Source organism: Phormidium tenue FACHB-1052, from assembly GCF_014696675.1.
Classification (GTDB): Bacteria; Cyanobacteriota; Cyanobacteriia; order Phormidesmidales; family Phormidesmidaceae; genus Nodosilinea; species Nodosilinea tenuis_A.
Genome location: NZ_JACJQN010000001.1, coordinates 739,195 through 762,275, shown reverse-complemented (window position 1 = coordinate 762,275; position 23,081 = coordinate 739,195). Strand labels below are relative to the sequence as shown.

The 23,081-nt window shown below is 56.9% G+C and carries 21 protein-coding genes; 11 read left to right on the top strand and 10 right to left on the bottom strand.

Features of this window, described 5'->3' with window-relative positions:
- Positions 1-54 precede the first annotated feature (54 nt).
- Positions 55-1,041: a c-type cytochrome biogenesis protein CcsB gene (ccsB, locus tag H6G07_RS03520; RefSeq protein WP_073606405.1), complete on the top strand. Its 987-nt coding sequence runs from the start codon at positions 55-57 to the stop codon at positions 1,039-1,041.
- Positions 1,042-1,329: 288 nt separating this feature from the next.
- Complete coding sequence (locus H6G07_RS03515) at positions 1,330-3,141, top strand: mechanosensitive ion channel family protein (protein ID WP_084172809.1); 1,812 nt, start codon at positions 1,330-1,332, stop codon at positions 3,139-3,141.
- Between the two features lie 103 nt (positions 3,142-3,244).
- Here the strand turns inward: H6G07_RS03515 and H6G07_RS03510 are convergent, their stop codons facing one another.
- The 3 genes from H6G07_RS03510 to H6G07_RS03500 form a co-directional block, all read right to left on the bottom strand.
- Complete coding sequence (locus H6G07_RS03510) at positions 3,245-3,808, bottom strand: response regulator (RefSeq protein WP_073606407.1); 564 nt, start codon at positions 3,806-3,808, stop codon at positions 3,245-3,247.
- A gap of 232 nt (positions 3,809-4,040) precedes the next feature.
- On the bottom strand, positions 4,041-5,942 hold the full coding sequence (locus tag H6G07_RS03505) for an ArsA family ATPase (RefSeq protein ID WP_073606408.1): 1,902 nt from the start codon (positions 5,940-5,942) through the stop codon (positions 4,041-4,043).
- A 194-nt stretch (positions 5,943-6,136) separates the two neighbouring features.
- A complete protein-coding gene (locus H6G07_RS03500; RefSeq protein WP_073606409.1) occupies positions 6,137-6,727 on the bottom strand; it encodes a thioredoxin-like domain-containing protein in 591 nt (196 codons plus the stop codon).
- Between the two features lie 134 nt (positions 6,728-6,861).
- On the opposite strand from H6G07_RS03500, the gene H6G07_RS03495 reads away from it, so the two are divergent.
- From H6G07_RS03495 to glmU, 8 genes are all read left to right on the top strand, one after another.
- Positions 6,862-7,284, top strand: a complete 423-nt coding sequence (locus H6G07_RS03495; protein ID WP_073606410.1) for a heavy metal-responsive transcriptional regulator — start codon at positions 6,862-6,864, stop codon at positions 7,282-7,284.
- Positions 7,285-7,418: 134 nt separating this feature from the next.
- Complete coding sequence (gene mnmA, locus H6G07_RS03490) at positions 7,419-8,534, top strand: tRNA 2-thiouridine(34) synthase MnmA (protein ID WP_073606411.1); 1,116 nt, start codon at positions 7,419-7,421, stop codon at positions 8,532-8,534.
- 8 nt (positions 8,535-8,542) lie between these two features.
- On the top strand, positions 8,543-8,890 hold the full coding sequence (locus H6G07_RS03485) for a DUF433 domain-containing protein (RefSeq protein ID WP_073606412.1): 348 nt from the start codon (positions 8,543-8,545) through the stop codon (positions 8,888-8,890).
- Positions 8,891-8,892: 2 nt separating this feature from the next.
- A complete protein-coding gene (locus H6G07_RS03480; protein ID WP_338420671.1) occupies positions 8,893-9,147 on the top strand; it encodes a DUF5615 family PIN-like protein in 255 nt (84 codons plus the stop codon).
- 130 nt (positions 9,148-9,277) lie between these two features.
- On the top strand, positions 9,278-9,565 hold the full coding sequence (locus H6G07_RS03475; RefSeq protein ID WP_073606413.1) for a DUF3288 family protein: 288 nt from the start codon (positions 9,278-9,280) through the stop codon (positions 9,563-9,565).
- A 17-nt stretch (positions 9,566-9,582) separates the two neighbouring features.
- Positions 9,583-11,163 carry a gamma-glutamyltransferase gene (gene ggt, locus H6G07_RS03470; RefSeq protein WP_073606414.1) on the top strand — a complete coding sequence of 527 codons (1,581 nt, stop codon included), beginning with the start codon at positions 9,583-9,585 and terminating at the stop codon, positions 11,161-11,163.
- A gap of 114 nt (positions 11,164-11,277) precedes the next feature.
- On the top strand, positions 11,278-12,207 hold the full coding sequence (locus tag H6G07_RS03465; protein WP_242026588.1) for an FTR1 family iron permease: 930 nt from the start codon (positions 11,278-11,280) through the stop codon (positions 12,205-12,207).
- A 120-nt stretch (positions 12,208-12,327) separates the two neighbouring features.
- Positions 12,328-13,701, top strand: a complete 1,374-nt coding sequence (gene glmU / locus H6G07_RS03460; protein ID WP_073606416.1) for a bifunctional UDP-N-acetylglucosamine diphosphorylase/glucosamine-1-phosphate N-acetyltransferase GlmU — start codon at positions 12,328-12,330, stop codon at positions 13,699-13,701.
- A 101-nt stretch (positions 13,702-13,802) separates the two neighbouring features.
- Here glmU and H6G07_RS03455 read toward each other — a convergent pair whose 3' ends face one another.
- The 6 genes from H6G07_RS03455 to H6G07_RS03430 all read right to left on the bottom strand — a co-directional run bounded on the left by H6G07_RS03455 (position 13,803) and on the right by H6G07_RS03430 (position 17,490).
- Positions 13,803-14,096 (bottom strand): DUF7734 family protein, encoded by a 294-nt coding sequence (locus H6G07_RS03455; RefSeq protein ID WP_073606417.1) that lies wholly within the window; start codon positions 14,094-14,096, stop codon positions 13,803-13,805.
- Positions 14,097-14,102: 6 nt separating this feature from the next.
- The gene (locus H6G07_RS03450) at positions 14,103-14,696 is read right to left on the bottom strand and encodes a DUF3177 family protein (protein WP_073606418.1); all 594 of its coding nucleotides are present in this window, start codon (positions 14,694-14,696) and stop codon (positions 14,103-14,105) included.
- Positions 14,697-14,914: 218 nt separating this feature from the next.
- Entirely contained in the window at positions 14,915-15,178 is a 264-nt protein-coding gene (locus H6G07_RS03445; protein ID WP_073606419.1) for an AtpZ/AtpI family protein, read from the bottom strand.
- A 23-nt stretch (positions 15,179-15,201) separates the two neighbouring features.
- Positions 15,202-15,552, bottom strand: a complete 351-nt coding sequence (locus H6G07_RS03440; RefSeq protein WP_073607003.1) for a hypothetical protein — start codon at positions 15,550-15,552, stop codon at positions 15,202-15,204.
- Between the two features lie 101 nt (positions 15,553-15,653).
- The gene (locus H6G07_RS03435) at positions 15,654-17,054 is read right to left on the bottom strand and encodes an MFS transporter (protein ID WP_084172811.1); all 1,401 of its coding nucleotides are present in this window, start codon (positions 17,052-17,054) and stop codon (positions 15,654-15,656) included.
- Between the two features lie 253 nt (positions 17,055-17,307).
- On the bottom strand, positions 17,308-17,490 hold the full coding sequence (locus H6G07_RS03430) for a CsbD family protein (RefSeq protein ID WP_073606420.1): 183 nt from the start codon (positions 17,488-17,490) through the stop codon (positions 17,308-17,310).
- A 652-nt stretch (positions 17,491-18,142) separates the two neighbouring features.
- Here H6G07_RS03430 and H6G07_RS03425 point away from each other — a divergent pair.
- Positions 18,143-21,214: a Rad50 family protein gene (locus H6G07_RS03425; protein WP_073606421.1), complete on the top strand. Its 3,072-nt coding sequence runs from the start codon at positions 18,143-18,145 to the stop codon at positions 21,212-21,214.
- A 387-nt stretch (positions 21,215-21,601) separates the two neighbouring features.
- On the opposite strand, the gene H6G07_RS03420 is transcribed toward H6G07_RS03425, so the two are convergent.
- The gene (locus tag H6G07_RS03420; RefSeq protein WP_073606422.1) at positions 21,602-22,891 is read right to left on the bottom strand and encodes a glucose-1-phosphate adenylyltransferase; all 1,290 of its coding nucleotides are present in this window, start codon (positions 22,889-22,891) and stop codon (positions 21,602-21,604) included.
- Positions 22,892-23,081: the final 190 nt, after the last annotated feature.

Here is a 23,081-nt window from a genome sequence, read left to right as displayed (position 1 = left end):
AAAGTCGGCCCAAAAAATCGGTACGATAGGAGAGACTCCTCGTGGCTACCGAACATGGATTTGATTGCGCTCCAGGGCTGGCTCGACAACGCATCCTTTGCGGTGCTGTTTGCGGCAATGCTGCTCTATTGGTGCGGGGTGGCGTTTCCCAAGGCCAGCGTGCTGCCATCGCTGGGCACCGCCGCCATGGCCGTGGGCAACCTCACCATTGCCGCCCTGCTCGGTGCCCGGTGGATTGAGGGGGGCTACTTCCCCATGAGTAACCTCTATGAGTCGCTGTTTGCCCTAGCCTGGGGAATCACCGCTATGCACCTGGTGGCCGAGCGCATGAGCCGCAGCGCTCTGGTGGGGGCCGTCACTGCTCCTATTGCTATGGCGATCGCCGCCTTTGCCACCCTGACCCTGCCCGATACCATGCAGGGGTCAGAGCCGCTGGTGCCCGCACTCAAGTCGAACTGGCTGATGATGCACGTCAGCGTCATGCTGCTGAGCTACGCGGCGCTGCTGGTGGGGGCACTGCTGGCGATCGCATTCCTCCTCGTCACCCAGGGCCAGGCAGTAGAGCTTAAAGGCAGCTCCGTGGGCACCGGCGGCTTTCGCAACGTCAAGCTGCGCCGGGCTGAGGATGACGCCGCTGAAGCCTCGTCTGTGATGACAATGTCTGCCGGGGGCGCGGCGGTGCTCGAAAAACCTGCTGCCGCCACCCTCTCACCCCAGCGGCTAACCCTGGCCGACACCCTCGACAACATCAGCTACCGCATGATTGGCCTGGGCTTTCCGCTGCTCACCATTGGCATCATTGCCGGGGCGGTGTGGGCCAACGAAGCCTGGGGTTCCTACTGGAGCTGGGATCCAAAAGAAACTTGGGCGCTCATTACCTGGCTGGTGTTTGCCGCCTACCTCCACGCCCGCATCACCAAGGGCTGGCAGGGGCGTCGTCCAGCAATTCTCGCGGCCACAGGGTTTGTGGTGGTGTGGGTGTGCTATCTGGGAGTGAATATTCTCGGCAAAGGGCTACACAGCTACGGCTGGTTTTTCTAGGGTCACCTAGGGAACGGAGTTAACGAACTTGCCGTTGCGGCTCTTCAGCCCATCGTTTTTTGCAGCGCATCGAAATGGTGGCATGCCGTTGGTTTGGGGCATTTCCAGAGCGTGGTTTTCTACGTTCTGGATCCTAATGCTGCGGTGGAACGGGGTTCACGTTTGACACACTTGTAGACTAGGCTGTGCAACTGAGGTTGTCAGAATGCTAAAACAACCCAGGGGTGAACCTGCCCCGCCCTGTTGTTGCACTGGCGAAGCCTCTCGAAACGAGAATCGCGTTTTTCTATGCCCAGACCCACACCCAAACCGACGACTAGGTCTAGCCGTCCCCAACGGTGGATGCAGCTGCTGCTAGCCCTGCTGGGACTGTTGCTCGCCCTAGGCTGGGGCCTGTCTCCAGCCGTGGCCCAAATCTCCAACCCCTTCGGCGGCAACAGCACCCTCCCCCCAGCCGGGGTAGAGCGCATTGGCCTGCTTGAGACCACGCCGATCACCCTCGATGGCACCTCCCTTTTCGATATCGCCTCCCCGGCGGTGTTTAACCGCAATGAATCAGGCACAGAGGTGCCCGTCGAGGTGCGCGCGCGGCAGATCGAGACCAACCTCAACCAGGTGGTCAATCGCACCCTGGAGCGGATCTATGACGACAACGCCGTCGATAGCTCATCCCTCAATGTCAGCATTGAAACCATTAGCGGCCAACCGGTACTATTTGCGATCGAATCGGGCCTGATTGAGCCGAGAGTACTGCTCACCATCACCGACACCGATGCTCAGTACAACGGGGCGTCACAACTCGATCTGGCTGACCGCTGGCAGGCCGTGCTGCGCGACTCGCTGCGGCAGGCCGTCGACAGCCGCCTGCCCGAAGCTCGCCAGCGGCAAATTCGCCGCACTGTCTGGATTTTGCTAGCCAGCCTGCTGCTCACCCTTGTGCTAACCGGCATTTGGCGAGTGCTGGGCAGGCGCAAAAGTGAGCTAGAGCAAAAACAAACGGCCCAAAACAATCTCCCCATTTCCCCCGGAGCCGATGTCCCCGAGCAGCAGCTCTTGCAGGTGTTTAGCTACCAGCTCACCCTGGCCCAGCGGCTTCAGGTCGTAGCCTTTTTGCGCTGGCTGATGTTTTGGGGCATTGCCTTCGTGTGGATTACGGGCATCGCCAGCGGGCTCTACATTTTCCCGCAAACCCGCAGCTATGCCTTTGGGCTGTTTTCCATTCCGGTACTGCTGCTGCTGACCTGGTTTTTTACCGGCTTGCTCAACCGACTGGCTAACCTGGCCATTGAGCGAGTAGCTCAGGCCTGGAGCAAAAATGAGCTGGGCGATTTGGACGACATTCAGCGCAAATCGATGCGCATTTCGACCATCATCGGTGCGCTTAAAGGACTGAAGACGGCTGTCATCTACGCCCTAGCCACCCTGCTAGTGCTCCAAACCCTAAGAATTGCTCCAGCGTCGCTGCTGGCCTTTGGGGCGATTTCTGCCCTGGCCATTTCCTTTGCGGCCCAGAATTTGGTTAAAGACTTGGTCAATGGCTTTTTGATTTTGCTAGAAGACCAATACGCCATCGGTGACCTGGTGACCACCGGCACCACCACCGGCATTGTCGAAAATCTCAATCTGCGGATTACTCAAATTCGCGGTGAGGACGGTCGACTGGTCACCCTGCCCAACAGCCTGATTGCCCAGGTCGAAAACCTCAGTCGCAGCTGGTCACGGGCCAATATCCTCATTGATGTGGCCTACGGTACCAACGTCGATGAGGCCCTATGGGTCCTACACGAGACCGCCCAGATCATGGCCAGTGACCCCGAGTGGCGCTACGCCATTCTCAACCCGGTTGAAATGCTGGGGGTTGAGAGCATGACCCACGCAGGCCTCACCCTTTTGATTTGGATTCGCACCCGACCCCTCAAACAGTTTTTGGTGGCACGTGAGTTTCGCCGCCGCTTGCGCATCGCCTTTGACAAGGCGGGCATTGCCATCGGGGTACCCCAGCAGGCGTTTACGGAGCTGCCTAACGTTACAGAACACCACAACCACAACGGTGATGGCGTCCACAAAACCGCAAAAAGCGGGGCTATTGAACCCCGCTAGTAGTCGTATGAGCTTAAAAGCTGGCTGAGCTTAGGATGCAGTACCCGTTCTGGTGGGTGGCGGCAACACAATGCCTGTTGTATCGCCGCCGCCCCCAATTGCTCTACTTCAGCTTTTGCTTGATATAGGCCAGCATTTTGCCTAGCTGGCCTTTGAGCTGGGCCACCTCGCCTTGAAGCTGGGCCACCTGGGCCTGGAGAGCCTGGAATTCGGCGGCACTCACATCGCCACCACCGGATGACGCCGCAGTCCCTGCTGAGGCGGGGGCTGTCATCGGGGTACGACGCGGCTTGCGGGCCTTGACCATCGACGCTTTGATAGCTTCGATTAGTTCTTTTTGCTCAAAGGGTTTTTGAATAAACTCGAAGTACTCGAAGGGCTCGGTGATTTTTTCGGTAACTTCTTCTTTGCGGCCCGACATCAGCACCAGGGGAATGTTCTGGAGGTCTGGGTTTGCCTGAATTTCTTGGAAGACTTCCCAGCCGCTCATGCGGGGCAGCAGGAAGTCGAGCATGATCAAGTTGGGGCGCTGGCTGCGAATGGCATCCATGCCTTCTACACCATCTTGGGCTTCAATGACTTCAAAATTGCCCTGGGGAAGCATGTCGCGCACCCGCATGCGAATCACCCGGCTATCATCGATGACCAAAATCCTATGATTTGCCACAGTTGATTCCTCTCGCGGTGTCGAAGGCCATGGTAGGCGGTGCCATTAAGTATAGTTCAGGTTTCCGGAAAGTCTGTGCTGGGGCCGAAGAATATAGCGACAGCTCAGTGTGGGTTTCAAATACCCTGCTACCGCCCCGCCCAATCTAGCCCAGAACTGGCTTTAGTATGCCCTGCTGAACCTCAAAACTGACAGGTGCAGCCCTAGAAATACTGAGCTAAATTTGGCTGTCCTAAGCCTGGGGCGACTTTGGAGCGAGCAGCAGATGGGCGGCCTGCTTTACCTGGTCAAGAGCGCTAGGGCAGGGCACCAGCGCGGGCAGTCGCACCACACACTGGTGGGGAAACAGCTCAGCCGGTAAATCGCTGCCAACCTGGTAGCGGTTGTGGACGATATAGCGCTGGGCAATGCCGCGATCGCCCAAAGTGTGAGTTAGCCGACTGGCCTCGGCCAAAATCGCCGCCTGGTTTTGCACCACGCCAATAAACTCGGTGTGCTGCGGGTCTTTGAGCTTGTCTTGGGCGGCCAGCACGCGCTGGCGCAGGGTGCGCAGGCGACCCATAAACTCCACCCGACCCACCACATCTTTGTATTTAATCCAGAGCTTAAAGATCCACCCCAGCCAGTCGCCCAGGGCGGTGGGCATCTCTAGAAACCGCAGCAGATGACCGGTGGGGGCGGTGTCGAGCACAATCAGCTGCTGCTCATTGCGCTCCAGCAGATCCATGACGGTAATCAGCGAGAGCATTTCGTCAATACCAGGCAGGGCTTGGGCGACGATCTGCCGCCAGGCGGCGGGGCCATAGGCCATTTGAATGCCGCTGGCAATATCACCATCGCCCGCCATCATGTCGGCCAGCTCCCACAGGTAGTCGGTGCGAAACTGGTCGAGCACCATGTCGGCGCTGACCTCCTGGGCTTGGAGATTAGGCCGCAGCAGGGTGGGTTCGTGGCTGAGGGGCTGGCCAAAGGCGTCGCCCAGGGAGTGGGCTGGGTCGATGGACATGACCCGCAGGTTGGCCTCGGGATGGCGCTCTGCCAGCCCCCAGCTCAGGGCTGCCGATATGGTGGTTTTGCCCACGCCCCCCTTGCCACCCACCACAATCAGCCGTCGCCCTGCGGTGATTAGGTCTTCCACGCCGGGGGAAATTGGCTGCGGCCATTGGAGTAGGGGGGAGAGCGCTGCGGCAGGATCGGCTAGCGTCTGCGCTGAGGTCAGGGGCATGAGCTGGGGCATGAGGGCATCGAGGGCGACTCCGCCTAAGGGTTCCTGGGTTTGGGCTGGCAACCACAGCACTGGCTGGCCCTGGGCGATCGCCTCAAACTCGGCCAGCACCCGGCGGTGGCTTTCTAAAACTTGGCCCGATTCTTGCAGCACGCGGTTAATCACTAGACCCCCGAGGGGAACGCCTAACCGTCCCAAAGCCGTGATGAAACGATCGCTCTCAGCCCAGCTCATCGGCTCGGGAATGCCGATCACCCAGCAGGCAGCGCGATCGCGGTCTTGAATCAGCGCCCGACCCTGCTCTAGGTCGTGGCGCATGTCAGTAATAAACTGGTCGGCATGATCGGGGGTGTAGCGACCCGCCAGGGTTTCGGTCAGGGTGCGGTGCTTTTGCTGAAACTGCCCCAGCGCCTCTAGCAAGGTATCGAGAAAATCCATCAGGGCAAACAGGCTGAGGGTGTGGCCGCTGGGGGCCATATCGACGACGACGCGATCGGCTTCGCGATCGCGCAAAATTCGCTGAATCTCCAGCAGCGCCATCAGCTCGTCAAGGCCGGGCCAGCCCATATCCCACACGGGGCTGAGGTCATCGCCCTCAACGAAACTACCCCGCTCAACCAGCAGTTCTAGTACGGTGCCATAGTCAGCCCGAAACTGCTCTAGCAGCAGCAGCGCATCCAGGGCGCGCACCTGCACATTCGCCAAGTCGGGCAGGGGGTGGGGCGTATTGTCGACAGGAAGCTGCAACACATCCCCGAGGGAATGGGCCGGGTCGGTAGAGAGCAGCAACACCGTTTCGTTGGGGTGCTGTTGGCCTAGCTGCCGCGCAAACCCGCAGGAAAGAGTGGTTTTGCCCACGCCGCCCTTGCCGCTAACCATAAACAATTGATGGGGCGATGATGTCAGCATTGGCCAACCTTACAGACTGCTGAACCTAGGGTGCCCAGAGCCATCCACCAACGCTGGCCGCAGCATGAAACTTAAGGGCATGGATTGGGACGAGCTTCTCCGTAGGGGCAAACGGTCGTTTGCCCCTACGGAAACGACGGCTCAAAGGGGAATTTTCTCGGTGCGAAATTTTTCCCGATTGACTCATTCCTTAGCTACCGCACTGGGTTCTCGGGGCCGCGTCCGCGATAGGCGTCGATGAAGGTGGCGGCGGCTTCTGGCTCAAATTCGGGCAAAATTAGCTTTTTTGTCCAGGCGGTGAGCACGACTTCTTTGCCTAGTCCGGCTTTGGGCACTACCACCAACCCATCCCAAAGACCTGGAAATTCGCTGGCCCAGGCCGTGAGCGTGTCCATGGCGGCCTGCCCAGGCTGGTCAACATAGATCACAATGTTGCCGTGCTCGATGGAGTGCACCAGTTCTTCTAACCGCTGCTCTTGGGCGTAAACCCCCGGCAAAACAGGATTGGGGTCGTGGGGGCCAGAGGTGGGGAAGTCGCTGTCGTAATTAACTGCCTGACCAGGATTAACGTGAGCCTGCCCCTGGTCGGGGAAGGTCTGGATCGCCGCCATTGCTGCTTCGCCAACGGTGGTGTTGGGCTCAAAGGCTACCGACTGAGGGCGGTTGCGGTACCACAGCCCGCCAATTAGGGCGACCATGAGCGCGGTAATGCCCACTGGGCCAAGTATCAGCGACAGTGCGCTAGAAGAGGTGCGGCGACGCTTAGATCGTGCAGTCCGAGTCATAATCTCCAGGTAAAACTATCAACATAGGTCTTGTTGACCAGTGTAGCGGCGACCGCGGGCGGTGAGGTGTGGGGGCTAGACTCTGTAGTGAGCTATAGGGTTTAGGATGGGAATGTCTAGGTTGGAGGTTGACTATGGCTGTGGCAACGGGTCTCAAAATTGGCGATGTGGCTAAGCAAACTGGCGTTGCGGTGGGGGCACTGCGCTACTACGAAAGCCTGGGTTTGCTCAGCTCGCAACGGGGCGACAACGGCTACCGCTACTATTCACCAGAGGCCGTACACCAAGTGCAGTTTATTAAGAAAGCTCAGGCGTTGGGATTTTCCCTGGAGGATGTGGGGGATGTGCTCAACGTGCATCAACGGGGAGATGTGCCCTGTGGGTTTGTGCGATCGCTGCTGCAAGACAAAATTCAGCAGTTAGAAGACCAAATTCAGCAAATGACAGCGTTTAAGGCCGATTTAGAGGAGTATCGCGATCGCTGGGCCGAGTCGCAGCCCCGCCCGCAGCCGGGGGATATTTGCCCGCTGATTGAAACTGTGCCGCTGACGGTGTAGCCGCAGCTATGCCAAACCTTCCGTAGGGCCAAAGGCCGTGAGCTAGAATGGAAAGCTAGATTGAAATTTTGCCTTGTAAGGTGAAATTTCCACCCGTAAACTCTCATCAGCGGTTTAGGCGCAGCATTTTGGCCATGGAAAGGATTGTAGTCGGGCTCTCCGGCGGCGTAGATAGCTCTGTAGCGGCGGCGACCCTGCACCAGCAGGGATATGACGTGGTGGGCCTCACCCTGTGGCTAATGAAGGGCAAGGGTCAGTGCTGCTCTGAGGGCATGGTCGATGCGGCCAAACTCTGCGAAGACCTGGGCATTGAGTACCACGTGGTCGATAGCCGCGAGGTATTTGAGCGCGAAATCATTAACTATTTAGTAGACGGCTACGGCAGCGGCATTACGCCGCTGCCCTGCTCGCAGTGCAACCGAGCGGTCAAGTTTGGGCCGATGTTGCAGTATGCGCGGGAGGAGCTGGGGTGCGATCGCATTGCCACTGGTCACTACGCTCGCATCACTCAAAATGCTGAGACGGGTCGCTATGAGCTACGCCGCGCCGTTGACCCGGCCAAAGATCAGTCCTACTTTCTCTACGACCTTACCCAGGATTTGCTGGCCGCCTGTGACTTTCCCCTCGGCCACCAAACTAAGACCGAAACCCGCCGTGTGGCTGCCGCGCTGGGCCTGCACACCGCCGAGAAACCTGACAGCCAAGACCTTTGCCTGATCGAGCACCACGGCTCGATGCAGACCTTTTTGGATAAGTACCTGGCCCCCAAACCCGGCGACATTGTCGATACCGAAGGCCGCATTCTCGGTCAGCACACCGGCATTCACCACTACACCATTGGTCAGCGCAAAGGCCTGGGCATTGCTGCCGCTAACCCGCTCTACGTGGTGGGCTTTGACATGGGCAAAAACCATGTAATCGTGGCCGATCGCAGCGATGCCCACCTGCCCGACTGCACCGTGCAGCGGGTGAACTGGGTGGCGATCGCCGCCCCCCAGGAACCCATGAAGGTCTCTGTGCAAATTCGCTATCGCAGTGAGGCGGTGGGGGCGACGCTAGTTCCCTTAGCGTCTGGAAACGGCACAGGCGACCGAGTACGGATTGTGTTTGACGAGCCTCAGTTTGGCGTTACCCCCGGCCAAGCGGCGGTGTGGTATGACGGCGATCGGGTGCTCGGTGGTGGCTTAATTGAGGCCGCTGTCCCTGAGCTATCTGCCCCTATGACCGAAGCTGGAGCCCTTAGCCATTGATCGCACCTATGACTTCTCAATCGTTGAAGACTCAGTTTCAAACCCTCACCGCCGCAGAGAGGGGCGACGCCTTGCAGATTTTGACTGAAACCCTGAGTCGGCCTTCTTTAGGCATTACCAAAATTCCCGAGGTAATGGGTGGTGATGCCTGCATTGCCAAGACTCGCTTACCCGTTTGGCTGTTTGTTAGCCTGCGGCGGCAGGGCGCTACGGATGCAGAACTGCTGGAGGCTTATCCCCACCTGACGGCAGCAGATTTAGTCAATGTTTGGGCCTACGCCGATGCTCACCCTGAGGAAATCGCGATCGCCCTTCAAGAACAGGAAAATGCTGCGGACGGTGCCCCTGAACGTTAGTCATGGCCAAGCTATACGCTGATGAGCAGTTTCCTCGTCCTGTTGTAGAAGCACTGCGCAGATTTGGCCATCATGTCACGACCGTTCAAGAAGCCGGGCAAGCAGGAGCGGATGATCCCGATGTTCTGGCCTTTGCGATCGCCAATCAGCTTACTGTCTTAACGCAAAATCGCCGTGACTTCAGCAAGCTACACCAGCGAATTCTAACCATGATGAAATCATTGTTTGCTCTGAAAATCGAGACTTCCTCGGACTAGTTCATCAAATTAATGAGGCTGTCTGCCATGAGGTGACTCTTCAAGATAAGCTGCTGCGAGTTAGTCGTCCTAGATAGGTGTTTCAGGTGCATAGCGTTGTTACAAAGCCGATCAAATCAGGTACTGCCCCATGGCTGATATCACTAAAGACCAGCAGCATCCTCAGTACAAGACCGATCGCCAGGTCGTGAACCAGCTTTTGGCGGGCGAAGCCAACGACTACAACCTGGTCGAACTGGCCCGGCTGATCACTCGTTATGAAGGCTTTCCCGGTGCCCGTGACATTCAGACCGACCTCAAAAAGGCTCTCACTCGCTGGCAGCTCACCGAGGCCGAACTGTTTGAAAAAACCCGCGCCATCCACCAGCAGGGCGAGGTCTACAAAGGGCTAGGTCGAGGCCGCGAAGACTGGAGCTAGGGATATACTACTCAGCTATGAGTATCCCTAAAGTCAATCGGGGCGCGATCGCAGCAGGCCACGCCCTTACCGCCGAAGCCGGTGCCGAGATGCTGCGTCAGGGCGGCAATGCCTTTGACGCCGCGATCGCCGCCGCTTTCACCGCCTGCGTAGTGGAATCGTCGTTGACCTCCCTGGCGGGGGGCGGCTTTTTGCTGGCCCATACAGCGGCGGGCGAAAACCGACTATTCGACTTTTTTTGCCAGACGCCCCGCTCGAAAGCGATTGGGCGATCGCCCGATTTTTACCCCATCCACGCCAACTTTGGCGACACCGTGCAGGAGTTTCACATTGGCTTAGGGTCAATGGCGGTGCCAGGGGCGATCGCCGGGTTACTCCATGTCCACCAAAGGCTGGGACGACTGCCGCTTAAGCAGATCGTAGCTCCTGCCCAACATTGGGCCACCCAGGGTACTCAGGTAGAGCCGTTTCGGGCTGGTTGCTTTCAGATTTTGGCTCCCATTCTCACAGCAACTGCCGAGGCCAGGGCAATCTATGCACCGGGTGGCACGTTGCTGACGGCGGGCGATCGCTTTTATCTACCCGACTTTGCCGCGTTTTTAGACGACCTGGCGCGTCAGGGAGCCGACCTGTTTTATCGGGGAGATTTGGCCCATGCGATCGCCCAAGACTGCCAGGCCCACGGCGGCTACCTCACCCTAGAGGATTTGCAAACCTACCAAGTCGTCGAGCGCGAACCGCTAGCGGTGCCCTACGGCAGCGCCACCTTGCTTACCAACCCGCCCCCCAGTTCCGGCGGCACACTGATTGCCTTTGCCCTGCACCTATTGGCCCAGGCTTCCCCTGCTCTCACTGCCCATGGTAGTCCTCGCCACGTAGCCATGCTGCGGGAGGTGATGAGTCTCACCAACCTGGCTCGCCAAAAGGGCTACGACGATCACCTTTACCGTAGCGAGATTGCCCAGGAATTCTTAGGTGTGGCTCATCTTGCCCCCTACCTGGAACAGTTTCAGGCCGTTCTCAGCCGGGGGGGCAGCAAGTGGGGCAGCACCACCCACATCAGCGTGGTCGATGGCGAGGGCAACGCCGCCAGTCTCACCACCTCCAACGGTGAAGGCTCGGCCTACGTCATCCCAGGCACCGGCATCATGATGAACAACATGCTGGGGGAAGAAGACCTCAACCCCCAGGGCTTTCACCAATGGCCGACGAACCAGCGGATGTCGTCGATGATGGCCCCCACGGTAGTACTGAAGGACGGCAAGCCCTGCCTGGTATTGGGGTCGGGTGGGTCTAACCGGATTCGCACCGCGATTTTGCAGGTGGTGTCGAACGTGCTCGACTTTGACATGGATATTGAAGCCGCCGTCAGCGCGCCCCGGCTCCACTGGGAACGGGGGGCACTGCATTTGGAGCCAGGTTATGAACAGGCGGCGATCGCGGCCCAGGGCATTACCGGCGATGACGTTTGCACCTGGTGGCAGGCTCCCAGCATGTTTTTTGGCGGCGTTCATGCCGTAGCGGTTGACCCCGACGGCACTCTCTCAGGAATAGGCGACGGTCGCCGGGGGGGAGCCTGGATTGTGGTTGATGGCTAGGGCCAACGCATTTCCAACCACAAATGCCACCCCCCATGCCGCTGACCTAGCCCAGATTCACGGCAAAGGATGAGGTTGTTTGACACAATACCAATAGCCCCATAACACTCCAGCATGGCCCTAAGCATGGATTTCACCGCTGCCCTGCCCACGTTTTTTATCACTCTGCGCGAAGGGGTAGAAGCGGCCCTGGTCGTCGGCATTGTGCTGGCCTGCCTAGCTAAGGCCAACCGCCAAAGCCTCAACTCCTGGGCCTATGCTGGCATCGCCGCCGGGCTAGCTGGCAGCGTCATGCTCGGCATCGCGCTGGGGCTGGGGCTTCAGCAGATTCAGCAGGTGCTGCCCAGTCTGCAAACGGTGATCAAGCCGCTGTTGAATGTGCTGTTTGGGGCGATCGCCATCATCATGCTGAGCTGGATGCTGCTGTGGATGACCCGCCAGGCTCGCAGTCTGAAGGGCGAAATTGAAGGCACGGTGCGATCGGCCCTTGATGATGCCCAAACCGCAGGCTGGAGCGTCTTTAGCCTGGTCTGCATCGCCGTGCTGCGCGAAGGGTTTGAAACAGTGCTGTTTATTTTCACCAACGTCGAAACCAGTGTGTCTGCCGTCGCGGGGGCTGTGGGAGGACTGCTCGGTGCCGTGCTCATTGGCCTAGCGCTATTTCGCTGGGGTCTGCGCATCAACCTCAAGCGCTTCTTCCAGGTGATGGGGATATTGCTACTCCTGATCGTCGGCGGCCTGGTAGTGTCAGTCTTTAAGAATCTCGATGCGGCCCTAGCCGCCATCAGCCAAATCAACCCCGCCGCCGACCTCTGCTTCGCCCAAAGCTCCTGCATCCTCGGCCCGCTAGTGTGGGATGGCAGCAGCATTCTGAGCGATCGCCAATTCCCTGGCATTGTCTTCAAAACCCTACTCGGCTACCGCGATCACCTATATCTACTCCAAATCGTGGCCTACCTCAGCTTCCTAGCCCTCGTCGGCAGCCGCTACTTCCGCAGCCTCAACCCCTCTCTCCCCCCCACCACCCCATCCACCACCCCCTAACTCCCCACTCCCTCACCTCCCCCATCTTCCTCACCCCCCACCCCCTTACTCCCCTACTCCCCACCCCTCCCCAAACCGCGATATACTCCTTCGAGCCATCCCCACTAAGGACAATCACCCATGGTCGCTGTCGCCATTCTTGCCGCCGGGCGCGGCACCCGCATGAAATCGAGCCTGCCCAAGGTGCTGCACTCGGTAGGCGGCAAATCAATGGTCGAGCGCGTGCTGGATGGGCTAGCCGACCTCAACCCCAGCCACACCATCATCGTTGTCGGCTTTGGCCAAGATCAGGTGAAAGCGGCCCTAGCCCACATCCCCGGTCTCACCTTTGTGGAGCAGACCGAACAGCTCGGCACTGGCCACGCTGTGCAGCAGGTGATTCCTCATCTGGAGGGGTTTGATGGCGATTTGCTGGTGCTCAACGGCGATGTGCCGCTGCTGCGACCCGAAACCATTCAAACCCTGGTCAAAACCCATCAAGGCAAGGGCAACGCCGCCACCCTGCTCACGGCCCAGTTCACCGACCCCACGGGTTATGGGCGAGTGTTTTGCACCGAGCAAAATTTGATTACCGAAATTGTTGAGCACCGCGACTGTAGCCCTGCCCAGCGCCAAAATCCGCGTATCAACGCCGGGATCTACTGCTTTAACTGGGCCAAGCTGATGACGGTGCTGCCCCACCTCAGCGCCGACAACGACCAGCAGGAGTATTACCTCACTGACGTGGTCAAAGACCTGACCCCGGCCATGGCGGTAGATGTAGAAGACTGCCAGGAGATTTTTGGCATTAACAGCCGCAAGCAGCTCGCCGAAGCCTACGCTATTCTGCAAGACCGCATCAAAGACTACTGGATGGCGGCGGGGGTGACCCTGATTGACCCCGACAGCACCACCATTGACACCACCGTCCAGCTTGAACCTGATGTGGTGATCGAACCCCAGACCCATCTGCGGGGCAAAACCACGGTAGGCACCGGCAGCCGCATTGGCCCCGGTAGCCTGATTGAAAACAGTCAAATTGGGGCCGATGCCACCGTAGCCTTTTCGGTGGTGAGTAACAGCACCGTGGGCAATGGTACGCGAGTTGGTCCCTATGCCCACCTGCGAGGCGATGCGGTAGTGGGCGACAACTGCCGCATCGGCAACTTTGTGGAAATTAAGAAATCGGCCCTGGGGGCGGGCACCAACGTGGCTCACCTGTCTTACCTCGGCGACGCTACCCTGGGCAATAAGGTGAATGTGGGAGCGGGGACGATTACGGCGAATTACGACGGCTATAAAAAGCACCCGACTGTGATTGGCGATCGCACCAAAACCGGCAGCAACAGTGTGCTCGTTGCCCCCATCACCATCGGTAGCGACGTCACCATCGCCGCCGGGTCAGTGGTACGCAAAGATGCCCCCGACAACTGCCTCGTCGTTTCCCGCGCCCCCCAAAAAAATCACGAAGGGTGGCAACCCAAGCATCTGCGGGAAGAGAAGACAGAGGAGTAGAGGGTATAGGGTGCAAGGTACAGGGTCTAAGGATGGGAGCCAGGTTTAGCAGAGTCTTCACCCTATAAACCCCGCACCCATTGCTTTCCCCAAAACAACCCCTAAACCCCAGCAGATTCTAACAAAGGCAGCATGTCAGTCCAGGAAAGGCCCCGGTGCAGGTATTGAGGCGCAGCGGGATTGTAGGGGCCAGCCATGATATCAATGGCCTTAATATCAGCGGTTCCAGGCAGTACGGGCACCTCAGGGTCGGCTGCCGTAGGGTGCATCAGTGAGCTAGAGAAGCCGCGAAAAATTAGTACCTCGTCGACTTCTCCATCGCTGATCGCCTGCACCAGCAGCACCACTTGGGGTATCCGTAGAGTGTATTGTTCTAGTCGAAAACCGGGAGTCATGGCAAATTAATTGATTGCCTGGCGACCCTGTTTGCCCAGGCGCACAAACACAAACCAGGCTAGGCAAGCCATATAAACCACCAGGCCCAAAATGCCAAAGAAGCCTAAAAATCCGTTGGTATAGCCCGCGTGGAAATATTCTTTGTAGAGCAGCGGTGGCTCTAGCCAGGTTTGGCAGTCAGCCGCGCCAAAGCGGGCGTTGGAGAAGGCGCAGGGCAAAAAGCCGAGTACAATCGCCCCGCCAATGATGTTGTAGAGGGTGATGGCCCAGCGCCAGGCGCTAAACAGCAGCTTGAGCAGCGAGTCGGGCTGTTCGCGAATCTCTTCGTTGAGGTCTACCCAAAACCACAGCCCCACCGGAATCAGGATGCGCGCCATCAGCCCTGATAAAAAGCTGATATTAAAGCCGCCGATCATCAGATAGACGGTGATCATTAGCAGGCTGGCCACCTTCCAGTAGATGGTGAGCAGGTGCTGAATGGATTCGTTTTTTTGCACAAAGGCCCAAATCAGCAGCACCAGGGGCAAAAATACGGTGAATAAAACCGCTAGTCGATAGTCTGTCCAGACTAGGGCGCGCAGCAGCGAAGGTTCTAACATAGGGGCGCAGTAGCGATACAGTCGAGTAAGCTAGCGACCACACCAGAGATGGGTGTGGGGTATACCTCAGGCTGGCGTGAACATAGCTTTGGCCAGGAACTTCTGAGAGTAAATACGGCAGCTAGCTGGTTTAGCAGTCTGCTAAACCAGCTTATAGAGTAGCATTTGCCCCGACCCCGCTTTCTAGGGAAGGCGGAACTCATGCCCACAAACCTCGACTATTTGAGAGTCTGTTCAGGGGCCGGGCGTTTCATCCACATCCAGAGGTGGATTAGCCCAGCGGTTAAGCCCAGCAGGGCCACGGCGATCGCCCAGGAAATTTCCCCTTGTAGCTGCCTGTCAGCAAGGCTACCGAGGACGTATCCACCCAAGGGCAGCGCCAGAATAGACAGCGAAACCCGAGTCAGAAAAGCAGGCAAGCTGCTGTCTTGAGCCCTGACTGACAGGACAGAAGCGTTGGGGTTATGGGCAGGGTATTTCATGGTGGAGCAAAGCTGGGATGGGGCTAGTTCCAGGTGCGATTGCCGTCTTCATCAATGCGGGCCTGGCGAATGACGTCGGAGATTTCCTCTGCATCCTTGATGTGGTGCAGAGCTTTTTGTTCTCCATCAGTGTCATCGACAACGAAGTAGGTGGGGACGACGATGCGATCGCCCGTAATGTCAGCCGTGTCAACCGCTACCTGCTTAGACTTTTCTTCGAGTGTCTTTTCGCCCTTGACGTAGTCGCCGGGGTTGAGCACGAGGTCATCTTCTTTCATGGCTCTTTTCATTTCCGCCCGCTGCTCGGGAGAAACCTCCTCAGGGGTGAGGGGCTGGCTGATGGGCTTGCGCTCTTCAGAATTTTGAGTATCCATGGGATTCACCTCTTTGAGTAGCGTTTGAATAAAACCAAAGTAACTTTCTGAAAGGGTTGGCCACATCGCTCAAAGGGGGCAGGTCAAGTCTCCCGTTGTAGCTATTTTTGCGCTGTAGCCAGGGCACTTGCCGATTTGCTTTCATCAGCCCCAGTGGGTTCTGGTACGCGCAACATGAGCAAAGCCGCCAGCCCCAGGAAGATGCCCCCCAGCGCCAGCGCCCAAAGGCGATTGTCTTGCAGCAGAGCCTTCATGACCCAGCCAAACCCCAGGGACATGGCGATCTGAGGCAGGGTAATAAAGCCGTTGAAAATCCCCATGTAGACGCCGCTCTGGCCCTCTGCCAGGTCATCCATCAGCAGCGAGTAGGGAATGGACAAGATGCTGGCCCAGGCGATGCCCAGCCCCACCATTGAGAGCAGTACCGGGTAGCGGCTGTGCACCAGCAGCAGTGACAGCAGGCCCACGCAGCCAGCCATCAGAAAACAGGCATGCACCGTCACCCGACCCCAGCGCTGGCTCAGGGAGGGAATGGCCCAGGAAACCCCAAGGCAGACCAGGTTATAAAAGGCTGTACAAAGACCGGCCCACTCCACGCCGTGGGCATAACTGGTTATGGAACGGTCGGGGGTGGCCAAAACGTTGAGGGCGATCGCATTGGGCAGGTACACAAAAATGCAGTAGATGCCAGCCCAGCTCAGGGCTTGCACCGCCGCCAGATGCCGCATCATCGGGGGCAGATCCGTTACCGCCTGAGCGATCGCCGCTAGCATCGGTAGGCGATCGCCCGCTGGTTCGTGAGGGAGAGCCATCACCTCGTGGGTCGGTTCCTCCACGGCCCAAAAAGTGGCCAGGGTACCGACTAAACAAAACGCTGCCCCCACCCAGTAGGCTCCGCGAATCACGTCGGGAATACCGGCGTGGGAGACGGGTTCTAGGCGAAAGACATGCTCTAACATCCAGGGCAACCCCGCCGCGCAGATGGTGCCCAGCCCAATGCAGAACCCCTGGAGCGAGTAGCCCAGGGTGCGATGGGCCGGAGACAGCAAATCCCCCACAAAGGGGCGACTGGGGGCAACGCTGACATTGAGGGCGAGCTGTAGCACCCAGTACAGCGCCACCGCCTGCATCAGACTGGTGGCCATGGGCATCGTCACCAGCATCGCCGCTCCGATCACCGCACCGCCCAGAAAGTAGGGCTGCCGCTTGCCCCAGCGGCTGACGGTGCGATCGCTGAGTTCGCCAACAATCGGCTGGGCCAGCAGCCCCATCAACGGTGCCCCCAGCCACAGCAGGGGCAACTGGCTGGCCTCGGCCCCCAGGCTCTCAAAAACGGCACTGGCGTGGGCAGTTTGCAGACCATTGCCAATCTGCACTCCCCAAAAGCCTAAATTCATCGTGATCAGCAGACGCAGACTTGGGGGTTCAGAGTCCATGGCGATCGCGTGGGAATACAGGTCAAAACTCGTCTTATCCTGCTGGGGGTGTAGCAACAGCCACATCTTTTACACGATAATTTTCACAAGATGATAAAGTTGCAACTATCCTTTTCTAAACAGTCCTTAGACATAGAAACCTTAGACATAGAAACTCAGGATATTGGTTTTGCCGTTTGCTTGTGCACTCCATGGCGGATGAGCCCACACACTGCCCCCGTTTAAAAATACTTAATTTCAAAAAAACGATCAAAAAAGGAGAGCAATTTTGATGCTCTCCTTTTTTGATCTACGGCTCACGAAGAACCGTCAGTCAATCCTAATCAATCACTTTTTTGATTTGATCTTTGACATCTTCTTTGGCATGCTGAACGCTGGCTTCGCCCTGCTTAGACTTGCCTTTCGCTTCGTCGGAAGTATTTCCGGTAACTTTACCGGCTGCTTCCTGCGCCTTACCTTGAATGTTCTTGCCGGTGGCTTCAGCCCTATCTTGAATGCTCATGGGTTATTCCTCTGCTTTCTAATTTTTCCTTTCCATAACGTAACGACAGGGTTTGGAGACATCATCCGTCAAGAGGTACACTTCACTCTGGCGGCACCCTCGCACGGTGTTGTTGACGAGCTACTGCGATCTAGCCCGACTTTAACCCGATAGGTAGATTGGATAGCTAAGCAGAGGCTAAAGCCTTTGTCGAACAGTTGCGGAGGTTTTGGAGTGCCAAGAGGGGGGCTAGGGGCGATCGCTCCCCCGAAGGGCCAGTCCACCATCGGCCCTACCCTAGACCCAATCGGGTCTAGACGCACATATTATCCCCCCAAAGAATTAGGCAGTGGGATAGATGCTTTTTGGGGACTAATAGAGTTTGATGTAAGCCTAGAGGCTGTATTGGTTGTCCTGATGTATCTAGAGTTGCGACTCAGACTACTCAGATTTTTCATTTTTTAAGTCTATTTTTTGTGAGACCTAGTCTTGGCAACTGCTCCATCGGTTTTATGTCCCGAAGCGCTAAGAGCGATCGCCAAGTCAAACCTCACCCATAGCCTTCTAGTCTTTGGCAGATCAAACTGCATTCTCAGTATCTCCACTAACAGTTACTAGAAACGGGTAGACCAAGCGGCATCAAGACAGTTGCAATTTTCAAAGGAACAGTACCGTGATTGAGCACATTGGATTAGACCTATTAAGTGGCCCTCTGGCCCAGGTAGTATCTCCAGGAGTTGCAACTCCTGAAGATGCTGCCCTTATTTTTTCGGGGCCTCAGTTTTTTATTGCCCTGCTTTCGGGCGTAATTTTGGCCTTTGGCTTCCATCTTTTGCTAACCAACCTGTCGGTCGCCGCAGGCCTCACCTACATTGGCCAGTCTTCATCGAGTAGTAGTAGCAGCGGCTCTGGTAGCGGTGACAAAAAAATTGCCACCAAAGTTGGCGTTTGGACCGTGATTACGGTCAGTTTGGCCCTTTTTTGCGCCTGCTTTTTGGCCGTCAAGCTCAGCCTTTACAGCAGTGCGTTGCTAGGGGCTATTACCGGTTTGGTGGTGTGGGGCACCTACTTTTGCCTGCTGTTTTGGGTCAGCTCCACCACCGTTGGGTCGCTGATTGGATCAGTGGTCAAAACCGCTACATCTAGCTTTCAGTCTCTATTAGGGGCAGCTACCGGGGCTGTGGGAGCCAAGATGGCCAGCAATCAGGTGATTGAGACCGCCGAAGCTACCGCTGCCGCCGTGCGCCGCGAACTCACTGCTGGCTGGAGCGGCAACGATATTAAGGACACGCTGCGCGACTACGTTAGTTCCCTCACGTCTCCAGCCTTAGATATTGCAGGGTTAGAAGCGGAGTTCGAGCGCCTGATTCACGAGTCTGACCTGACATCGCTGGCCGATCGCGATACTCTATCCCAGCTCAACCGCGACAGCTTTGAGAAGCTGGTCAGCAGCCGTACCGATTTGTCGCGCAAAGAAGCTAGCCGCATCGCCGATCGCCTCTACGGCACCTGGAACAAGGCTCTAGGCAAGGCCTCCGGCGGCGACAGCCTGGGTGAACTGGTCAACTATCTCAAGTCAGCTCACCCCGAAGAACTGTTGGCTGACACGCTGGGTAGCCGCCTAGACGAGTTTCTGGGCGAAATGCGCCAGCAGCGCAAGGGCAAAGAGGCTAAGACTAACCCGCTCAACCAGGGGCTAACCACCTTGATGGGTGTGGTGATGGGTCGAGCCGACCTCTCTGACCTGGATGTGGAGAAAATCACCGATCGCTTCAAGCAGCTCAAGCACGATGTCACCGGCCAGGTTGACACGCTCACCAGCCAGGTGAGTGGCAGCGATCGCTACAGCGTTGTCAGAGCCGACGTTGAGACCTACCTGCTCAACGCCTACCCATGGCAGCTCAACACCCAGCGCATGCAAAAAGAGTTTTGGGATGTGATCTACGATCCCTTTGCCGACCCTGGTCTGATGCGCCAAGAGCTAATGAACTTGGATCAATCATTCTTCGCCGAGCTGTTGGCCTCGCGGGGGCTGTTGACCAAGGGCGAAATTGCCGAAGTCTCTCGCCAGCTCGAAGCCGTGCGGCTTCAAGCTCTGGGCGAAGTTTCTGAGCGCTATCGGATCGAAGCGGCTAAGGATACCCAATCTAAGGTCTACACTTTCCTGCGTCAAACTCCGCGCGAAGAGCTGCTATCTGACATGGGCACCCGTGCCTTTAGCAGCCTGCTAGACGATCCCTACGCCGATGCTGACGATCTGCAAGAGCGGTTCACCCCGTTTACTTATGAGGCGCTTACCCAGACCCTAAGCACCCGTGGCGATCTGAGCGAGGCCGAAATCCAGGCTGTTGCCAGCCGTTTAGAAGGGGTGATGAACAACGTGCGGGCCGACGCTGCCGGGCTGCAATCTTCGGCTAAAGCCCGAGTTGAGAACCAGTGGACGGGGTTACAGCACTACCTGCAAAACACCCACAAAGCTGAGCTTAACCCTGAGGGTATAAAAGCCGACCTGGCTACTCTGCTCCACGAGCCCGATGCTGGCGTGCATCGCCTGCGTCAGCGCCTGGCCCAGTTCGATCGCGATACCCTGGTGCAGTTGCTCAACCAGCGTCAAGATCTCTCCGAAGCTGAGATCAACCGCACCCTCGACCAAGTTGAGTCGACCTGGTACAAGACGATTAATGCGCCCGGTGCGCTGACAGCCCAGGCCAAGGCTAAATACGACGAAGCCACCAGTGCGATCGAGCGCTATTTGCTCGAAACCGGCAAGCCCGAGCTCAACCCCGAGGGCATTAAGCGCGACCTAGAGCTACTGGTGAACGACCCTAAAGCGGGGGTTGGGGCCATGCGCGATCGCCTGTCGGCGATGGATCGTGACACCCTGGTGCAGCTGCTCAGCCAGCGCGAAGACCTCAGCGAGGCAGAAGCCAATCGCATCATTGACGATGTGTTAGGTAACATTCGCGATATTCTGCACATGCCTCAGCGGCTGGCTCGTCGGGCCCAGGCCCAGGTGATCTCTTTCGAGACTGCCCTAGAAGACTACCTGCGCAACACCAACAAAGCTGCGCTCAACCCCGACGACATCAAGCGCGATCTCAAGCTGCTGCTCAACGATCCGCGTCTAGGGGCCGAGCGTCTGCAAACTCGCCTGTCGAGAATCGACCGCGATACCGTTGTGGCTCTGCTGGCCCAGCGCCCCGACATGACCCAGGCCGAAGCTGAGGCCGCCGTCGATCAGGTGCTATCGGTGCGGAACCAGGTCGTGGCCCAAATCCGCAACGTGCAGGCGCGGGTTACGTCGGTTGTGAGCAACATTATGTCTCGAATTCGCAACTATCTCGACTCCCTAGGCCGCCCCGAGCTCGACTACTATGGCATCCGCCGCGACTTGCAGCAGCTTTTGGATGACCCTCAAGCAGGTTTTGAGTCGCTTAAGGTGCGCCTCGGCCAGGTCGATCGCGGCACCCTGGTGGCGATCATGAGTTCCCACGATGCGATTTCAGAGACCGATGCCAACCGCATCATCGACCAGATCGAAGATGTCCGCACTGGCGCTCTCAGCAAAGCCGAACAGCTCGAACATGCGGTCGAAAATCGTCTGAGTGAGATCAAGCACCAGGCCTATCAGCAGGTGGAAGACACTCGCAAAACCGCCGCCGCTGCCTCCTGGTGGATCTTTGCTACCGCTACGATTTCGGCTCTCTGTGCCGCCGCTGCTGGTGGTCTAGCCGTCGGGAGCTAGATATAGAGTAACGATAGAAAAGGGCGATCGCGTTGGTAGCGCGATCGCCCTTTTTATTGCCCGTTCAATACGTTTACCCCTTTCCCAAAAAGCTAGTGAGGGATATGGAGCGTTCTAAATCCCTCGATATCTAGCCATTAGGCTTATTCACGCAGTAGGGAAATGCTGTAGGCAAATTAAACTTGAGACAGCCTAGTGTCTCATCTTGAAGAGCGCTCGTAGCAGCACTGCTAGGGTAACCTAAAATGTTAGACTCCAAGTCTATGGTCATCTCTCCAGTCATACGTGGCTATAGTCCGCAATGCAGCTGCTCAATATGCACAAAAAGAGGCTCTAGTCACGACTAGAGCCTCTTTTTTATGGCTTGTGCTGTCTAATTAGCTCAGCTTAAATAACCGTGTCGTCGGGAATAATAGCTCCTCGCAGAATAACCACAATGCCGCTGCGAATGTAAAATCCCTCATCTTCCCGCTCGGCCTCCTTAACACGGTCTTTATTGAGGATTTTTACGTTGCAGCCGATGCGGGCATTTTTATCGACAATGGCATGGTTAATAGTGGTGTTAGCACCAATGCCGAGGGGAACTCTGGCTGTATCACAACTGCCGCGACGCTCAAAGTTGTCTTGGTAATAGTCGGCTCCCATAATCAGGCTGTCTTGAATGGTGCAGCCCGACTCAATGCGAGAGCGAATGCCAATAATCGAATTAGTGATACGGCACTCCTTAAGAATGCAGCCCTCACTAATCATCGACTCGGTGATATCACACTTAAGGTGTTTTGTCGGCGGCAGATAGCGGGCGCGGGTATAGATTGGGGCTGACTCATCGTAAAAGCTAAACAGCGGGTTGGGCTGCTTGACCAGAGCCAAATTGGCGTTAAAGAACGACTCAATTGTCCCAATATCTTCCCAATAGTCGTTAAAGAGATAGGCCTGCACATTATGGTCTTTAGCAGAATTTGGAATAATCTCTTTGCCAAAGTCAGGTGATTCAGGCTGCTTTTTAAGCAGGTCTATCAATACCTCTCGCTTAAATAAATAGATGCCCATGGAGGCGATGTAGGGCTTTTCTTTAGCGCCTTCTGGAGAGAGGCCTAGGGTGGTAGTATCAACCTGCATCTGCCTGAGGGCATCACCCTTGGGCTTTTCGCTAAAGTTGATGATGCGGCCTGAATCGTCAATTTTCATTAACCCAAAGCTGGAGGCGTGAGCTTCATCAACCGGCAGCACCGATAGGGTAATGTCAGCGTTGGTGCGCCGATGGTGCTCTACAAAATCGCTGTAGTCCATGCGATATAGGTGGTCGCCCGACAGGATCAAATATTCATCTACATCCATGTCTTCAAAACGCGGCAGGTACTGTCGCACGGCATCGGCAGTTCCCTGGAACCAGTCTAAGTTTTCGGGGGTTTGCTGGGCTGCTAATACTTCTACGAAACCCTGCTGAAAACCTGAAAAACTGTAGGCCCGGGAAATATGGGAGTTCAGCGAGGCCGAGTTAAACTGCGTGAGAACGTAGATTTTTGAGATACCTGAGTTGATGCAGTTGCTAATAGGAATGTCGATCAGGCGGTGTTTGCCACCTAGGGGCACCGCTGGCTTTGCCCGAGTCTTCGTTAGGGGATAGAGACGGGTTCCGGCACCACCACCCAGCACAATACCTAATACTTTATTCACAACATCTCCTTAATCACGCTCGATCGCCACGACAACTAACCGCCCAACTCACCCTCAAAGGGCGATCGCCAATTGGCAGCTTTTCCTAGGGTGTAGTATTACCCCATTTTGGGCATACACCTAAGGGCAGAGTTGTCTAAGGCGCGGTACTTACTTTTTGTAAATAAAAAATGCCGACCGTTTTCTGGCT

Excerpts from the sequence above, each read along its gene's own strand:
- ccsB (WP_073606405.1), top strand. The coding sequence starts at position 55 with ATGGATTTGATTGCGCTCCAGGGCTGGCTCGACAACGCATCCTTTGCG.
- H6G07_RS03435 (WP_084172811.1), bottom strand. The coding sequence starts at position 17,054 with ATGTGGCTGTTGCTACACCCCCAGCAGGATAAGACGAGTTTTGACCTG.
- H6G07_RS03465 (WP_242026588.1), top strand. The coding sequence starts at position 11,278 with ATGGCCCTAAGCATGGATTTCACCGCTGCCCTGCCCACGTTTTTTATC.
- H6G07_RS03495 (WP_073606410.1), top strand. The coding sequence starts at position 6,862 with ATGGCTGTGGCAACGGGTCTCAAAATTGGCGATGTGGCTAAGCAAACT.
- mnmA (WP_073606411.1), top strand. The coding sequence starts at position 7,419 with ATGGAAAGGATTGTAGTCGGGCTCTCCGGCGGCGTAGATAGCTCTGTA.
- H6G07_RS03445 (WP_073606419.1), bottom strand. The coding sequence starts at position 15,178 with ATGAAATACCCTGCCCATAACCCCAACGCTTCTGTCCTGTCAGTCAGG.
- H6G07_RS03430 (WP_073606420.1), bottom strand. The coding sequence starts at position 17,490 with ATGAGCATTCAAGATAGGGCTGAAGCCACCGGCAAGAACATTCAAGGT.
- H6G07_RS03450 (WP_073606418.1), bottom strand. The coding sequence starts at position 14,696 with ATGTTAGAACCTTCGCTGCTGCGCGCCCTAGTCTGGACAGACTATCGA.
- H6G07_RS03505 (WP_073606408.1), bottom strand. The coding sequence starts at position 5,942 with ATGCTGACATCATCGCCCCATCAATTGTTTATGGTTAGCGGCAAGGGC.
- glmU (WP_073606416.1), top strand. The coding sequence starts at position 12,328 with ATGGTCGCTGTCGCCATTCTTGCCGCCGGGCGCGGCACCCGCATGAAA.
- H6G07_RS03440 (WP_073607003.1), bottom strand. The coding sequence starts at position 15,552 with ATGGATACTCAAAATTCTGAAGAGCGCAAGCCCATCAGCCAGCCCCTC.
- H6G07_RS03455 (WP_073606417.1), bottom strand. The coding sequence starts at position 14,096 with ATGACTCCCGGTTTTCGACTAGAACAATACACTCTACGGATACCCCAA.
- H6G07_RS03515 (WP_084172809.1), top strand. The coding sequence starts at position 1,330 with ATGCCCAGACCCACACCCAAACCGACGACTAGGTCTAGCCGTCCCCAA.
- H6G07_RS03480 (WP_338420671.1), top strand. The coding sequence starts at position 8,893 with ATGGCCAAGCTATACGCTGATGAGCAGTTTCCTCGTCCTGTTGTAGAA.
- ggt (WP_073606414.1), top strand. The coding sequence starts at position 9,583 with ATGAGTATCCCTAAAGTCAATCGGGGCGCGATCGCAGCAGGCCACGCC.
- H6G07_RS03500 (WP_073606409.1), bottom strand. The coding sequence starts at position 6,727 with ATGACTCGGACTGCACGATCTAAGCGTCGCCGCACCTCTTCTAGCGCA.
- H6G07_RS03475 (WP_073606413.1), top strand. The coding sequence starts at position 9,278 with ATGGCTGATATCACTAAAGACCAGCAGCATCCTCAGTACAAGACCGAT.
- H6G07_RS03485 (WP_073606412.1), top strand. The coding sequence starts at position 8,543 with ATGACTTCTCAATCGTTGAAGACTCAGTTTCAAACCCTCACCGCCGCA.